This window comes from Streptomyces sp. NPDC001848 (assembly GCF_042891915.1).
Lineage (GTDB): Bacteria > Actinomycetota > Actinomycetes > Streptomycetales > Streptomycetaceae > Streptomyces.
This window is the reverse complement of sequence record NZ_JBIATP010000008.1, coordinates 22798-36630: the sequence shown is the minus strand read 5'-3', so window position 1 is coordinate 36630 and position 13833 is coordinate 22798. Positions and strand designations below refer to the sequence as shown.

Genomic DNA, 13833 nt, shown 5'->3' with positions numbered 1-13833 from the left:
GGCCATGGCGAAGGGCTCTCGTCGTGCAGCGGTGACCATGAGTATTCACTGTGACTCCTGCATTCGTGCAGAGACTGGTTTTCCACGCCGATGGTGCACATTGGAAAGATGCACGTGGGGCAGCGCGTCGCCCTTCTACGTCAGCTGTGGCAGTCGAGACATGCGCTGGTGGCGATCCCCCTTGTGCTGATCATGGTGATCACTCTGGTGGACATACACTCCCCGGAATCCGTCCACCTCGGCCCGCTGCTCGTCGTCGCCCCGGCCATTACCACCGCCTTCGCCGGCTACTGGCTGACCGGACTGATCGGGGCACTGGCGGTGGGAGCCCAGGTCATCATCGCTGTGCTCCACGGCGGACTGGCCACCACCAACCACATCTCGCAGATCATCGGGCTTGCGATTCTCTCGGTCTTCGCCGTGATCGTCTGCTTCGTCCGTGACCGGCGCACGGCGGAACTGGCCCAAGTGAGGTCCGTCTCCGAGGCCGCCCAGCGGGCCCTGCTGCGCCCGCTGCCCGACCGGATCGGCTCCCTGCACGTCGCATCCTCCTACCTGGCCGCCGAGAAGGAGGCCTGCATCGGCGGCGACCTGTACGCGGTGGCGCACACCGGTGACCACACTCGCGTGATCATCGGAGATGTCAGAGGAAAGGGACTGGCCGCGATCGGGGAGGCGGCCACGCTGCTCGGCGCATTCCAGGAGGCCGCCCACCACCACGTCAGTCTGCCGGGCCTGGCGGAGGCGCTGGACCGCAGCGTCTGCCGCTACCTCACCGGATTCCCAGAGGCGAACGGAGAAGCCCAGGAGCACTTCATCACCGCGCTGCTGGTCGAGATCCCCGACCACAGCCCGATATCACAGGTCGTCCACTGCGGACACCCGCCACCCCTGCTACTCCGGCACGGACACGTGACCTCCGTGACAAGTCTCTACCCGGCGCCTCCGCTGGGCATGTGGAGGCTGGGCCCGAAGACCCATGCCGTGCACACCTTCTCGTTCCAGGCCGGCGACACGCTCCTCCTTTACACCGACGGCGTCGTGGAGGCCCGCGACAGGAGCCGAGCGTTCTACCCGCTGGAGGAGCGGCTCCCCCTATGGGCCAAGAGCAGCCCCAAGACACTTGTGCAGCACATCGAAAAAGACCTTCTTGCCCACGCCGACGGGGCTCTCGCCGATGACGCCGCCATCCTTGCCATCCACCGCGCACCCGCGCCACACACGGGCCCCCACGTCAGCGATCTGGTACATGGCGACTTTCACGACCACCGCGCCGGGGCGTGACAAGCGCCCGGGGACCCGCGTCCCGACGGCATCCTGCACCGGGTGGCGTCAGTTCTCCCAGACTGTCCGCCCCTGACCCTGGTTCGGGCATTTCTGTGACCGGGCCGGATGTCGACCAGCACCGCCGTCTCCGGCAACAGCAGCCGAATAGATCCAGTGGAGCACAGACGGCCCCGGACTGACTCACCGCCCACAAAGGCGCGTCGATCACCAGATCGGCGGCCTCGGGCACAAGCCCAGGGTGTTCCTGATGCGTCCATGCCATGACGGTAGTGATGGATCCTGGGCTTGTTGTGCGGGCCCGTGAGTCGTGCTTGGCTCGCCCGATGAACTTGCTGTTGACGGCGAGTGGCCTCCGTAACGAATCGCTGCGGGATGCGTTGCGGGAGATGATGGGTAGGCCATTCGGATCGGCGAACGTCGTGTACGTTCCCACGGCATCACTCGCCGAGTCCGGGGACCATGGATGGTTCGTCGCTGACATGAACCGGCTGCACGGCCTCGGCTGGCGGGAGTTCGACGTCCTGGAGCTGAATGGCCTGCCCCGGCGGATGGTGCTCGACCGGCTGCTCCACGCCGACGTCATCTATGTGGGGGGCGGCAGCCATTACCACCTCGCGCGCAGCATCACCGGCAACGGCCTGGCCGACGGCTTCCTGGAGGCGCTGGAGAGCCGGGTCTATGTGGGGTTCAGCGCCGGATCAATGATCTTCAGCCGTAATCTCACCGGACACTCTGCCGACGTCATCGGTGACACCACGGACCTCCACGTGCTCGGCGCGACGACCGTGGAGCCGCCGTTCGGCCTCTTCGACTGGTATCTCAAGCCTCACCTGTACTCACCGGATTTCCCCGAGCGGGACGACGCCTGGGCTGATCGCATCGCTGCGCGGGCGGACTTCCCGATCTACTTCATCGACGACGAGACGGCCGTTCGCGTCAGGGACGGCAAGGTGGATGTCATTTCTGAAGGCCGGTGGCGGTTCCATCCGTGACTCAATACACGCGGTAGGGCGCCCGGACAGGCCAGTGCGGTGCCCAGGGGCGCACTGATCCGGAGCTGCCGAGGCGATCACCTGATCCGCCATCGCGTGGCGGGTGCGCAGAGATCTCACCTGTTGGCAGAATGCCCTGGTGCAGCCTCTGCCGGTTCCCTGCCCCGCGCACCTCATCCCGGATGCCACCGGCACCGACGCCTTCCACGACGTCTACCGCAACGCCATGGCGCACAACGCCGTATTCGTCGCCATCGAATCCGAAAAGCGCCAGCGGTGGACCGTGAAGGCGGACACCCTCACCGCCGGCTCCGGCGACGCGGTCGCCGATACCGTCAACGAGGCAATCCGGGACGCGATCACCCGCCTGGTCCACAGCCACGAGGTCGACCTGGACGCCTACACAGGGCCGGTCTACTTCATGATGCACGGCGTGCGCAGCGAAGAACGCGCCCGTGAACTCGCGGCCGCACTCCACGCCGCCCTCTACGGCAACCTGGAACCCCTGGCCCGCGCCGTCCCTCCCGCACCCTGACGCGCACGCAGCTCCCACGGCCCGCACCTGTGTGCACGCGGCGTACGGGCACGGGGCGGCTGCACCCCTGGGAGAACGGTGCAGCCGGGCGGGCGGTCCCACAGGATCCGCACACTCCGCGGGATGCGCAGGCGCCGCCGGGGAATCGGGCCCGCCGCACCGCTCGTCCGGGTGGTCATCCTGCGGCCCATCCGACTGCCGGCCAGCTGCCGCACGCCAGCTGCGCACCACCAGTTCCCCGAACAGCTCATACACACTCACCTGGGCAGGTCACGCAACACGACGGACACCACCGCGAGGATCACGGTGGCCACCGCGATGGCGACTATCACCGCCCGTCCGTTCCACGACGCCAGCCGCCTCATCGCTCGTCCATGCGCGCCGGCATCGGTGTGACTGTCCGACCAGGGCGGGAGCCAGTACACCTCCAGAGAGGCCGCAAAGGGCTGCGCATCACCGTTGTGAGCATCCACGCACTGCCAACGAACCGTACGGCTCGTAGGCTTCGGCCATGACCGAGATCCACACTCCGACGCCCCGCGACGCCTTCGAGCTGCTGCTGGCCGGTAACCGGCGCTTCGTCGCCGGCACCCCTGAGCACCCCAACCAGGACGCCACCCGCCGCGCCGAGACCGCACCGTCCCAGCAGCCCTTCGCCGTGCTGTTCGGGTGCTCCGACTCCCGGCTGGCCGCCGAGATCATCTTCGACCGCGGCCTGGGCGACCTGTTCGTGGTGCGCACCGCCGGCCACGTCATGGGCCCGGAGGTGCTGGGCAGCATCGAGTTCGGCGTGGACGTGCTGGGCTGCCCGCTGGTCGTGGTCCTCGGCCACGACTCGTGCGGCGCGGTCGGCGCCGCGTGCGCCGCGCTGGAGAACGGCATGACGCCGGCCGGGTACGTCCGGGACGTCGTCGAGCGGGTGACCCCCAGCGTGCTGGCCGCGCGAGCCGCCGGACAGGTCGAACCCGATCAGATCCTCGCCGAGCACATAAGGCACACCGCCGACCTGCTCCTGGACCGCTCCCGGGTCCTCGCCGACAAGGTCGCCGCCGGGCAGGCCGCCGTGGTGGGCCTGCGCTACCGCCTGGCCGACGGCAGCGCACAATTCGTCGCCGCCCGCGGCCTCGACGCCACAGTCCCCGCAGCGTCCTGACCGCCCCGGCCGTGGCTGCTCAGCGCGATTTGCCGCAGCCGCAGGACACGGGATGATCTTGATGGTTCAGCAGGCCGCAGGCAGGGGCCGTCGGCGATGAGGGGCTTTCAGCCGCAGCCTTTGCCGACGCCGTATGCGTCGTCGCCCTCGGGAGCGAGGTGCGTTCGGCGAGTTCGCGGTGAGCCGGAACAACGCTGTGAGCCAGAACAGGCCGGTCGCCTGGCAGGCGGGTGGGTGTAGCCGGGGTCAATCGCTTTCAGCGATGAAGCCGGCCAGAGCGGCAGCGACGGCGTCGGGGTGTTCGTCCGGGATGAAGTGGCCTGCGTCCGGCACGACGATCCCGGTGGTGTTGTCGGCCCACGGCCGGATGGAAGCTGCCATGTCAGGGATGGAACCGTGGCTGCTGGAGATCCCGAGAACCGGCACCGTCAGGTGGTGCTGTTCAAGGGCCTCGTGGTTCTTCCGCGCCGATTCAGCGGCGTCCCGGTAGTAGGCCAGGGAAGCGCGGAGTCCGCCGTCAGCGGTGATGGCCGCGGCGTACTGCTCGATCTCGGCGTCGTCGAAGGTGTCGGAGGCGAGGGTCTTGGCCTTCAGGAACCAGCCGACGTACTCGCGTTCTCGGCCCGTGAGCAGTGTTTCGGGCAGGTCGGGCACGAGATGGAATGCGAAGTGCCAGGTCTTCCACGCCACCTCGGGGTCGGTCGGGATGGTGTCGGGGAGGGTGATGCCCGGGATACCGGCGTCGAGCAGTGCGAGGCCGTGCAACCGGCTCTCGTGCTTCAGGGCGAGGGAGAAGGCGACCCAGGCGCCGATGTCGTGGGCGGCCAGCCAGTATGTCGACACTCCGAGCGCTTGCACCGCGGCGTGGACGTACGCGGCGACCGTGTGCGTGTCGTAGCTGCCGTCCGGGCGTTCGGAGTGGCCTTGGCCCGGCAGGTCGATCGCGATGACGTGGAACCGGTCGGCCAGGCCGGGCATCACCTTTCGCCATGCCCACCAGGTCTGCGGGAATCCGGCGAGCAGCACGACGGCTGGGCCGTTCGGCTGACCGCCCTCGACCGCGTGAAGCCGGACGCCGCCCGCGTCGACCCAGCGGTGGGTGAAGCCGGCCAGGTCGTGCAGGGGCAGGTCGCGGACCGGGTTGTCGGGGACGCGGGCGGTGGTTGCCGGGTCAGTCATGGTTTTGCTCCATCGATATCGGGTGTACTGGTTCGGTATGTCGGCCGGGGCGGGGCCGGGCACGAGTTCCGAGCAAATCGACTATTTGGGGTGTTCAGCGCCATTATTGACTCGCCCTGGGTATCCATTCGGAGCCCGTCTTTGAGAGCGCGGGACACAGAGCCACTCGGTGCGGCGGCCGCTCAGGCCATGGTGGTGGCTGGGCGGCTGAGTGCGCTCGCGAGGGTTGTCGCAATGACGGCGACGGCGAGGATCAGGGTGGCGACGTCCTGGTTGATGGTCTGGTCGAGGAGTCCCAGGGCCAGCGTGGGAACGATCGTGCCGGTGTAGGCGACCAGGAAGTACGTGGAGAGCAGGTCCGCCCGGCGCCGCGGGACGGCGAGCCGCTGGGGGACCGCGACGCCGCGGCGGAAGGCCAGGCCGATGCCCGTGCCCGCCAGGAGCGTTCCGGCGGCGAACGTCGGCAGTGACCGTGCCCACAGCCCGGCCTCCAACACTGCGACGCCCGCCACGAGGAACGCCGACGTCGGCCGGCGCCCGGAGGTCCACCGCTCCGGGGCGGCCACCTGCGCGATCAGGGCGACGATGAACAGCAGACCGACCTCTGCGCCGACGGCTGCGACGTTGTGGACGTGCAACTGTTCACGGAGAAAGGAGGGCACCAGCGACGAGAACAGTCCGCTGACCGCGAACGCGGCGAGGACAGCCGTGGCGGCCCTCAGGAACTCGGTCCGGGCTGCCCGCCGGTCGGGAAAGGCCGGGCGGCGCACGGACATCGCAGGGCGCTGCCGGGACGCGACGGTCTCCGGGGTGACGATGACGGCCACAAGCGCTGGGACCAGGCTGGCGAGGTAAGCCCAGAACACCAGGTGCGTGGGGGTCGCCCCGTAGTGCCCGAACAGGCCCGCGACAATGGTGCCCAGCCCCAGCCCGCCCATGTTCGCCGCCGTGGAGACGGTCGACACCAGTCGGGTGCGCTCGGCTCCGGCCGGCTCGCCCAGTGCCGCGGTCCCTGTGGCGGTGAAGACACCGGTGCCCAGGCCGCACAGGAACCGTGCTGCCAGAAGGGTTCCGACATCGTGCGCCAGGAGGAACAGCGCTGTGCTCGTGGCCGCGGCGAGTACAGCGGCGGCCAGGAGAGGACGGCGGCCCACACGGTCGGACAGCGACGCGAACACCATCAGCGCGAGCACGGTCCCCACGGCGTAGACGGCGAAGACCAGCGTGGTGGTGAAGGGCCCGAAGCCCATCTGCGGCGCCCAGAGCACATACAGGCGCCCAGAGCACATACAGCGGAATCGGCAGCGTCCCGCCCAGCATGACCACGGTGTACACGGCGGCTACGAACCAGATCCCGGCGCGCGGTCGGCGCCCGCCGGCAGGCGGAACAGCCTGTACGCGGGTCCCTGACGCGATGTCGTCGATCATGGTGCGGCCTTTCGGGTGCGACAACCGGGACCCTCACGCTAAGCATCTTGGACTGATCGGTCAAAGATATGTTGACCGATCAGTCCAAGATGCGAGTAGGATCACACCAGGGACGTACAGAAGGAGGTGGACGCTGTGTCCGGCCGGAAGCAGTTCGACATCAGCGCGGCCCTGGACCAGGCCATGCGGGTGTTCTGGCAGCGCGGGTACGCGGACACCTCACTCGATGCCCTCGGTTCGGCCACCGGCCTCGGCCGCGGCTCCCTCTACGGCACCTTCGGCAACAAGGAGACTCTGTTCGGCAAGTGCCTGGACCGCTACGCGTCGATCTACGGCGCGCGGTATGAGCAGGCGCTCGCGGCGCACCCCGGTGACCCGGTGCGGGCCATCGAGGCATTCTTCGACGTCGTCCTCAGCCGTATCGCCGACCCGTCGGTCCCCGTGGGGTGCCTCATCGCCCAGTCCGCCGCGCAGTCACTGACGCTGAAGGAGGAGAACGGCATGCAGGTGCGTGGCCTGCTCGACGCACAGCGCCAACGGGTACGTGCGGCACTGGCGGACTCCTCGACCGACAGCCGGACGCTCGACGAGCTCGCCCTGTTCGTCGTCGCCATCAACCAGTCGCTGGCCGTACTGAGCCGTGCCGGCACTTCGGACGCCGAGCTGCGCTCCGTGGCCCGACTCGCATGCACAACGGTGGCGGACACCATCGCCCGGGCGGCATCCAAGGACGTCGGCCAAGGCTGACGGGCACCGGCTGCGCCGGGACTCGCCCTCTGCGACCCGGCATGCCCACAGGTACTGCCGCCGGCGCGATGCCGAGACGGTCGGCGCTCTCGCGGACGGAGTGCTCACGGGCGTGTAGCGACGCAGTGACTGGCTCGCCGTCGGTCCACTGCCCAGCCGACGCCGTGGCGAGCCTGGACCATGGTCTACCGCCTGGTGGGCAGAGGCGGGAGGCTCGGGCGGCGCCTCCGCCCACAAGCAGTCGGCCGCCTGGGTAGGAGCCTCGAAACTCGCCCTCGGCCTGCTCCTGGTCCTGTTCGGCGCCCGGCACCGCGCCGACGCGAAGGTCTCCAGACAGCCCCGGTTGCCGCAGCGGCAGACGGGGCCGGATTGGTGGCGCCGGCGCCCCGTCGACCCCTCCCAGGCGCAGTTGCCGAACTGGCTGGCCGTGGTCGACCAAGTGTCACCTGACAGGCCATTTCATTTGGGCAGTCTGCGGTAGCAGATGAGTGTCGCTGCGAGGGCGGTGAAGGCCAGGAAGTGGCTGGCCTTGCGTTCGTAGCGGCGGTGTAGCCGTCGGCATCCGCTGAGCCGGGCGATGGAGCGTTCGACGACCCACCAGTGCCGGCCCAGATGTTGGGAGCTCTCGACTCCGCGTCGGGCGATGCGAGGGATGATGCCCCGCGTGCGCAACCATTGCCGCAGGTGAGAGTAGTCGTATCCCTTGTCGCCGTGGAGTTTGGTCGGGCGTCGTCCGCGGGGGTCCGCATCGGGAGCGGATGGGCGGTATCCCGCGGACGAGGGGATCGAGGGCCTGGCTGTCGTGCAGGTTGGCGCCGGAGATGGCGATCGAGAGGGGCAGCCCGTTCCGGTCGACGAGGAGGTGGATTTTCGATCCGTTTTTACCGCGGTCGGTCAGATTCGGTCGTGATACGGATCTCCAGGTCCCTTGGTTGCTGGAGATCGCCGTTGACCGGGACGAGGTCCTGCGGACAGGCGGACAGCACGATCACCACATCCGTGAGCGCCCGCAGGAGCACCGAGTCGCCCGGACGGCTGACCGGCGCGCTAAACACGATGTCACCGTCCGAGTTGACGGGCACATTCATGAACAAATTGAGTGGAGCAGGCACCGGGGTCATGAGGTCCGGGAGGCCGGACTCGGCGAGGGCTCGGTGGTAGTTGTCGCTGCAGTTGTCGTGGTGTCCTTTGTGTCCCAGTTGCTGGTAGCGGACGGGGTCACAGGCCGGGATCAGGGTGTCGTGCACGCCCGGAGAGGTGTCCTCGGCGATTTGAAGGACGGGCCTGCGTCGATCGTCGACCAGCTCGTCACCGGCCTTCACCATCAGGCGGCCCAGCACGGCGCGCGTGTGCGCCATCGACAGCCCGTGCTGCGGTTCCTGCCTCGCTACTGCCCAGGTGTCGACCACTTGGCTTCCGTACGTGTTGATCACACGCAGTGTTCCGCCCTGCGGTACCTGGAAGGCCGCTCCTGTGCGTGCGACCAGCGTCGTCGTGACAGCCACGATCCCTCCTCGGTGTTCAGACCGAGGCGCCTTCGTTACCGCCCCGGACTCCTATAACAGACAAGCTAGGACATCGCACACAAGAGAGGGGCCGCGCGATAGCCAGCCAGGTCCAAGGACGGGGCTGTCAGAGTCATTCTCAATGGCCGGCGACACGGGGCGGACTGTCCAGAGTGTTTATCACAGGCCAGCCATCTCATTTGGTGTGATCTTGCGGGATGCTGGCGGAATTTGAGTGAGCTTGTCGAGCGGTTGGTGCCGGACCGTTTGTGGGAGTTGTTCCAGCGGGTTGCGCCGCCGGCGCCGACCCGTCCGAAGGGCGGTGGTCGGCTGGTGGTCGGCGTCGAAGCCATGGAGATCGCGAAGTCTTGGCCGCCATCGTGTTCGTGGCCACGTCAGGCTGCACGTGGAACCAGCTCCCTCCCGGGTTCGGTCCGTCTGGGGTGACCGCGTTCAGGTGATTCACCGAGTGGTCCGAGGCTCGTGTGTGGGCCAAGCTCCATCGCCTGGTGCTCGACCATCTCGGTGGTCAGGGCGAGTTGGACTGGTCGTGATGCGCGATCGACTCCGTCAGCGTCCGTGCGGTCAAAGGGGGACCCTGACGGGACCGAATCTGACCGACCGCGGTAAAAACGGATCGAAAATCCACCTCCTCGTGGACCGGAACGGGCTGCCCCTCTCGATCGCCATCTCCGGCGCCAACCTGCACGACAGCCAGGCCCTCGAGCCGCTCGTCCGCGGTGCCGAACGGCAGGTCGCCGGCGCGGGCAAGCACGCGGCGTCCCCGCGGTTCGCGGAGAACGTGCCGTTCACCGCGGCGCACGCGGTGGATGCGATGGAGTGGACCAACGACGACTGGCCGGTGGCGCACGTGGCGGCGATCGCCTGGCCGGCGGTGAAGGCGGGGGAACCGCTCACCGTCCTGTCGCTGGAACCTGAGCTCTACACGGGCACCGGTATTACTCCCCTGAACCCGGCCTGACCTTCCACCGGGCGAGCCTGCGCCGCCGGCCACCCGCCGGGGCGGCTTCCGTACCCCCGCTGTGCTGTCAGGGCCGGTCGGCCTCGGTCTCCCGGCCGGCCTCGGTGCCGCCGCGGTCGAACCGCAGGGGCGGATACTCATCCGTCATCAGCGCCGCGTACGCCGCCACCCGCAGGATCCACCTGTCGACACCAACGATCGTGTCGAACATGTGCCTGGGATAGCGGCCCGTGAACAGCAGCATCGTTCCGGGCCCCACCAGGCTGGAGACCACAGCGGCGATCACCGCCAGCAGCCAGATCAGCCCACCCCACCACTCGGCCAGACGGAGGGCCAGGGGGACGAGGGCCAGGAACAGGTAGTGCGGCAGGAGCAGCAGCCAGGACTTCACCAGCACCAGGCCGCGTGACAGCCGCTCGGGGTGGGCGATCTCCAGCCGTGCCGGATACCCGGGCACGGCGCCCAGGCTGAACGGCGGATAACGGTCGGTGCCGAGCGCCCCGAAGTAGTAGTAACCGACCCGCCAGGACCAGCGCAGCACGCCCGTGGTGAAGGCGAACAGGATCCGCGGGTACCGCCCTGTGAACAGGATCGTGAAGAAGGCGACCACGCTCGCCGCGGCGAAAAGGGGCCACAGCGCCGTCAGCACCAGGTGGTGGGGGATGAGCAGGACCGTCTTCACCAGCCACAGCCAGCGCGACAGCGGCTCGTCCAGTTCGGCCTCGACCTTCACCGAGCGGTAGGGCGCCCGGCTCGTGGCGCTGGCGCGAAGGTCCTCGAGCGTCCGCACACACCCAGTGTCACACCCGGGATCACTGGACGTAGGCCGGGGAAAGGGCCGCGGTGCTGATGCGCCGCGGCTTTCCCACACCGTCCGCCGGGACCTGGTACAGGTCCGCCCGTAGTCGCCCGGCAGGGCGTAGACCAGGGTGTGGTCGTCCCGCCGGACCGCCTGGTCGTCCACGCTGCGGGACTCCGCGAGCGGTGTCTCACGCATCGTGCGCAGATCCGGGACGGACAGGCGCCAGGGCGTGTCCTTGGGAAGACCCTTGACCCGCTTCTTGTACGCGATGCGCGTGCCGTCGGGGGGGAGGGACGGGCCCTCGACGTTCTGGTGGAGCGTGGTGACAGTGCGGGCGCGCAGGTCGCCGCGGACCAGGTAGGTCGTGCCCCCGGTGGCGAGCGTCGTGTAGAACGTGCGGTCGTCCGGGGCGAAGGTCACGACCCAGAAGTCCACGGCCGACGCGTGGTACGTCCTGCCGTCCTTCCGCAGGCCCTCGTCTCACGCCTCACACCCTCACACTGCACCCCGCTCGCCTGGGGAAAACGGGCTGTGTGCCACATAGGAGCAGCCGGGGCGGCGTCGCGTCCCTTCTGCTCTTACTGGTGGAGGTGGTGCTGGCGGGTGGTGACGAGGGTGCACCATCGAGTGCGGGTGGCCTGTTCGCCATCCAGCCAGTGCGGCGGCGTGTGACCGTCGGGGAGGGCAATGCCGGCCATGGAGGAGGCGATGTCGGTGTAGTAGGCGTAGTCCCCGCTCTGGGTCTGTTCGCGCAGCCGGGCAAGGGTGGCGGCAAGTGCGTCGTGGTCGTCGAGGACGGCCTGGTGGAGTGCGGCGGCGAGTTCGAGGGTGGGGGCCATGGAGGTGAGGCCGGCGACGTCGAGCTCGGTGCGCAGGGTGCGAATGCGGTCGTCGAGCGCGGGATCACCGGCATCGCGGATCAGAGCGGCGATGGCCGGCGTTGATCGTGGTGGCGCGCAGGTCGAGGTTGGCGAGGAGCTGGTGGGCGAGGTCGATTTCGTCGTCGGCCTGGTGGGGGTCGTGGAAGGCGACGGCGAGGGCGCGCAGGGCTTGGTTGTGTGCGGCTTCGCCGGCTTTGGCGTGCTGTTCGGCTTCCGTGCGTCCGGCGAGGTAGGCGGCGGCCGCGCGTTCTGGTTTTCCTTGCAGCCACAAGAGGTCGCCCAGGACGCGCTGGTGGCGTCCTTCCCAGCCCAGCGTCTGTGCGGCGGCGTATGCAGTGGGGAAGTCTCCGGCGAGCCGGGCGGCCTGGGCAAGGCCGCGCCGGGCGGCGGGGCCAGGCGGCCGCCCTTGTCGGCGACCTGCTGGTATCCGCGGCGTGATTCCTGGCTCTGCCCGTGTCGCGATAGGCCTTGGCCCGGTAGTACAGGGCCATCTCCTCGAGTTCGGCGGGCAGGAGGCGGGTGTCGAGGACGCCGGTCAGCCGTTCCACGGTGCGGGCGCGGTGTTCGTGCTGGCGGCGGGTGAGGGCGCTGCGAAGTTCGACCAAAGCGTCAGCCGGCCGTGTCCAGGCTGGTGCGATCGCCGGTGTCGGGCGGGGCGATCGGCTCCCAGACGGAGTCGCTGATGTAGGCCCAGGCCGCGTCGGTGAGCCAGCCCAGCTCCAGGCGGTGGGTGCCGGCCAGGCGCAGGCCTTGGCGCAGGCAGCCGACCAGGAGAAGCCGGTCGCGGTCGGATCCGTCTCGCCACTGCTGGCCGAGGGCAGTGAAGGCGCGTTCGGCGGCGCGCTGCCAGTCGGCGCGGCTCCACGGTCGTCGGTGTGGTCGTCCGCGCCGCGGATGGTGGAGCGGATCAGGGCGTGCAGGTGGTAAGGCCAGAGCCCGAAGGGGTTCTCGCGGACGAAGGGACGCCCGATCAGCCGCATCGTCGGCGCCTCGTGGGCGAGGCCCGCGGACCGGGTGGCCAGGGGGAGGTCGAAGGCGTCCAGGAGGCTGACCGAGCGCAGGACGTGGCGCTCATCAGGGGTGAGGTCGGCCAGGGCGCCGACGGTACTCTCCCGGTCGTCGAGGGGACGGTGATCCGCCTGGACATCGGCCACCTGCCCAGCGGCGCAACACCGAAGCCGGTCCGGCTGTGGTGGTCAGGCACCGACGCCACCGCGGTAGACGCCGACCGTCTCTGGCAGGCCTACCTGCGGCGCTTCGGCATCGAGCACACCTTCCGCCTGTTCAAACAGACCCTCGGATGGACCTCCCCAAAGATCCGCACGCCCGAGGCCGCCGACCGCTGGACCTGGCTGGTCCTCGCCGCCTGCACCCAGTCGCGGCCTTGGATCGGGTCGGACGAACTGTGGTCGCTGATCGAGCCATTGCTGCCCGAGCCGGGGCCGAAGCTGGTGGAGGGCCGGCCCCGGGTGCCGGACCGGCAGGCGTTGTGCGGGATCCTGTTCGTGCTGCATACCGGCATCCAGTGGGAGTACCTACCTTGGCGATCCTGGTGATCGCCGCCGCCGACTTGCACGTCCGGGACCTGGCCGAGCGACTCGGGGTGCCATGCCAGGCATCTTTCCCGGCGCAGACCGCCGCAGGCGTCAACGCCGTCCTGGACGCGGGTGCGGGCCCCTCCGCTGCCTGCTGAGGGAGATCGCGCGCACCGCCCTCCCGGGCTGCCGGACACAGGACGTGGGCTCCGGACCGGACCAGGCCGTCGAGGTCCTCATACAGGCGTTTGAGGCAGGTCCTACCGGCGGTCCCACGGGCGGTCCCACGGGCGGTCCCACCGGGCGGTGCTACCGGGCAACGGGGGCGAACAGCGCAAGCTGGTCCTTGACCCAGGGGTCGTACACCGCCAGGCGCTTGGCGGCCGCGGGCTCGAACATCGCCAGCTGGCCCGCGACCCAGGGATCCATGTGCTGGTGGGCAGTGTGCTGGGAGCCGCTGTGGTCGGTGGCGACCGCGGTGGTCCGGACGGGGAGATGCCCCGGCGTCTGCGGAGAGGCCGCCATCGCTGAGGCTCCGGTGGCGAACACAGCGCCTCCGGCGACTGCGGCACAAACGCCCGTGGCCGCGATATGACGCATCAGCTTCTTCATGATCTTTCCTCCTTGAGCGGCCCACCGATCACTGGCTGCGAGCGACCCATCTCGTGAAGCGAGCCGCTCGAGCGGTGGGAAACACGTCGGCCTGTGAGCAGAAGCATCAGGTCGGTGTGCCTACCCACTCGCGTTCCGCACACACCGCGCCAGTGGAAAACATCCGGCGGCCACCAGCCCCGACGAGTTTCCACA

13 protein-coding genes and 6 pseudogenes are annotated in these 13833 nt (G+C 69.1%); 8 read left to right on the top strand and 11 right to left on the bottom strand.

Annotation, left to right across the window (positions count from 1 at the left end):
• The first annotated feature begins 108 nt into the window (after positions 1–108).
• From ACFYZJ_RS17660 to ACFYZJ_RS17650, 3 genes are all read left to right on the top strand, one after another.
• Positions 109–1284, top strand: a complete 1176-nt coding sequence (locus ACFYZJ_RS17660) for a PP2C family protein-serine/threonine phosphatase (RefSeq protein ID WP_388568710.1) — start codon at positions 109–111, stop codon at positions 1282–1284.
• A 326-nt stretch (positions 1285–1610) separates the two neighbouring features.
• A complete protein-coding gene (locus ACFYZJ_RS17655; protein WP_388568708.1) occupies positions 1611–2279 on the top strand; it encodes a Type 1 glutamine amidotransferase-like domain-containing protein in 669 nt (222 codons plus the stop codon).
• Positions 2280–2418: 139 nt separating this feature from the next.
• On the top strand, positions 2419–2814 hold the full coding sequence (locus tag ACFYZJ_RS17650) for a hypothetical protein (RefSeq protein WP_388568705.1): 396 nt from the start codon (positions 2419–2421) through the stop codon (positions 2812–2814).
• 257 nt (positions 2815–3071) lie between these two features.
• Here the strand turns inward: ACFYZJ_RS17650 and ACFYZJ_RS17645 are convergent, their stop codons facing one another.
• A complete protein-coding gene (locus tag ACFYZJ_RS17645) occupies positions 3072–3287 on the bottom strand; it encodes a hypothetical protein (RefSeq protein ID WP_388568703.1) in 216 nt (71 codons plus the stop codon).
• A gap of 38 nt (positions 3288–3325) precedes the next feature.
• Here ACFYZJ_RS17645 and ACFYZJ_RS17640 point away from each other — a divergent pair, with 38 nt between their 5' ends.
• Positions 3326–3967 carry a carbonic anhydrase gene (locus ACFYZJ_RS17640; protein ID WP_388568700.1) on the top strand — a complete coding sequence of 214 codons (642 nt, stop codon included), beginning with the start codon at positions 3326–3328 and terminating at the stop codon, positions 3965–3967.
• A 246-nt stretch (positions 3968–4213) separates the two neighbouring features.
• On the opposite strand, the gene ACFYZJ_RS17635 is transcribed toward ACFYZJ_RS17640, so the two are convergent.
• Complete coding sequence (locus ACFYZJ_RS17635) at positions 4214–5146, bottom strand: alpha/beta fold hydrolase (RefSeq protein ID WP_388568698.1); 933 nt, start codon at positions 5144–5146, stop codon at positions 4214–4216.
• Positions 5147–5328: 182 nt separating this feature from the next.
• Positions 5329–6435, bottom strand: a complete 1107-nt coding sequence (locus ACFYZJ_RS17630) for an MFS transporter (RefSeq protein WP_388568696.1) — start codon at positions 6433–6435, stop codon at positions 5329–5331.
• A gap of 274 nt (positions 6436–6709) precedes the next feature.
• Between ACFYZJ_RS17630 and ACFYZJ_RS17625 the strand changes: the two genes are divergently transcribed.
• Complete coding sequence (locus ACFYZJ_RS17625; protein ID WP_388568694.1) at positions 6710–7321, top strand: TetR/AcrR family transcriptional regulator; 612 nt, start codon at positions 6710–6712, stop codon at positions 7319–7321.
• A gap of 297 nt (positions 7322–7618) precedes the next feature.
• Here the strand turns inward: ACFYZJ_RS17625 and ACFYZJ_RS17620 are convergent.
• The 3 genes and pseudogenes from ACFYZJ_RS17620 to ACFYZJ_RS17610 all read right to left on the bottom strand — a co-directional run.
• Positions 7619–7717 (bottom strand): annotated as a pseudogene (locus ACFYZJ_RS17620) (ROK family protein); the annotation flags it as partial.
• A gap of 63 nt (positions 7718–7780) precedes the next feature.
• Positions 7781–8225, bottom strand: a pseudogene (locus tag ACFYZJ_RS17615) (IS5 family transposase); the annotation flags it as partial.
• The gene (locus ACFYZJ_RS17610; protein ID WP_388568691.1) at positions 8203–8826 is read right to left on the bottom strand and encodes a DUF1989 domain-containing protein; all 624 of its coding nucleotides are present in this window, start codon (positions 8824–8826) and stop codon (positions 8203–8205) included. The pseudogene ACFYZJ_RS17615 and the gene ACFYZJ_RS17610, both read right to left, overlap by 23 nt.
• A 231-nt stretch (positions 8827–9057) precedes the next feature.
• Between ACFYZJ_RS17610 and ACFYZJ_RS17605 the strand changes: the two are divergent.
• Positions 9058–9568 (top strand): annotated as a pseudogene (locus ACFYZJ_RS17605) (IS5 family transposase); the annotation flags it as partial.
• Between the two features lie 307 nt (positions 9569–9875).
• Here the strand turns inward: ACFYZJ_RS17605 and ACFYZJ_RS17600 are convergent.
• From ACFYZJ_RS17600 to ACFYZJ_RS17585, 4 genes and pseudogenes are all read right to left on the bottom strand, one after another.
• Positions 9876–10457, bottom strand: a complete 582-nt coding sequence (locus ACFYZJ_RS17600; protein ID WP_388569439.1) for a DUF4389 domain-containing protein — start codon at positions 10455–10457, stop codon at positions 9876–9878.
• A gap of 163 nt (positions 10458–10620) precedes the next feature.
• A pseudogene (locus tag ACFYZJ_RS17595) lies at positions 10621–11075 on the bottom strand (TolB-like translocation protein); the annotation flags it as partial.
• A gap of 113 nt (positions 11076–11188) precedes the next feature.
• Positions 11189–11449, bottom strand: a complete 261-nt coding sequence (locus ACFYZJ_RS17590) for a hypothetical protein (protein WP_388568688.1) — start codon at positions 11447–11449, stop codon at positions 11189–11191.
• A 64-nt stretch (positions 11450–11513) separates the two neighbouring features.
• Positions 11514–11762: a hypothetical protein gene (locus tag ACFYZJ_RS17585; RefSeq protein ID WP_388568685.1), complete on the bottom strand. Its 249-nt coding sequence runs from the start codon at positions 11760–11762 to the stop codon at positions 11514–11516.
• 604 nt (positions 11763–12366) lie between these two features.
• On the opposite strand from ACFYZJ_RS17585, the pseudogene ACFYZJ_RS17580 reads away from it, so the two are divergent.
• Positions 12367–12873, top strand: a pseudogene (locus ACFYZJ_RS17580) (transposase); the annotation flags it as partial.
• A 6-nt stretch (positions 12874–12879) separates the two neighbouring features.
• Positions 12880–13032 (top strand): annotated as a pseudogene (locus ACFYZJ_RS17575) (transposase); the annotation flags it as partial.
• Between the two features lie 303 nt (positions 13033–13335).
• Here the strand turns inward: ACFYZJ_RS17575 and ACFYZJ_RS17570 are convergent.
• Positions 13336–13551, bottom strand: a complete 216-nt coding sequence (locus ACFYZJ_RS17570; protein WP_388568683.1) for a hypothetical protein — start codon at positions 13549–13551, stop codon at positions 13336–13338.
• Positions 13552–13833: the final 282 nt, after the last annotated feature.

What these genes read in the sequence shown, in the direction of transcription:
- ACFYZJ_RS17660 (WP_388568710.1), top strand. Translation starts at nt 109, where the DNA reads ATGCACGTGGGGCAGCGCGTCGCCCTTCTACGTCAGCTGTGGCAGTCG.
- ACFYZJ_RS17655 (WP_388568708.1), top strand. Translation starts at nt 1,611, where the DNA reads ATGAACTTGCTGTTGACGGCGAGTGGCCTCCGTAACGAATCGCTGCGG.
- ACFYZJ_RS17640 (WP_388568700.1), top strand. Translation starts at nt 3,326, where the DNA reads ATGACCGAGATCCACACTCCGACGCCCCGCGACGCCTTCGAGCTGCTG.
- ACFYZJ_RS17635 (WP_388568698.1), bottom strand. Translation starts at nt 5,146, where the DNA reads ATGACTGACCCGGCAACCACCGCCCGCGTCCCCGACAACCCGGTCCGC.
- ACFYZJ_RS17630 (WP_388568696.1), bottom strand. Translation starts at nt 6,435, where the DNA reads ATGTGCTCTGGGCGCCTGTATGTGCTCTGGGCGCCGCAGATGGGCTTC.
- ACFYZJ_RS17590 (WP_388568688.1), bottom strand. Translation starts at nt 11,449, where the DNA reads ATGGCCCCCACCCTCGAACTCGCCGCCGCACTCCACCAGGCCGTCCTC.
- ACFYZJ_RS17570 (WP_388568683.1), bottom strand. Translation starts at nt 13,551, where the DNA reads ATGGCGGCCTCTCCGCAGACGCCGGGGCATCTCCCCGTCCGGACCACC.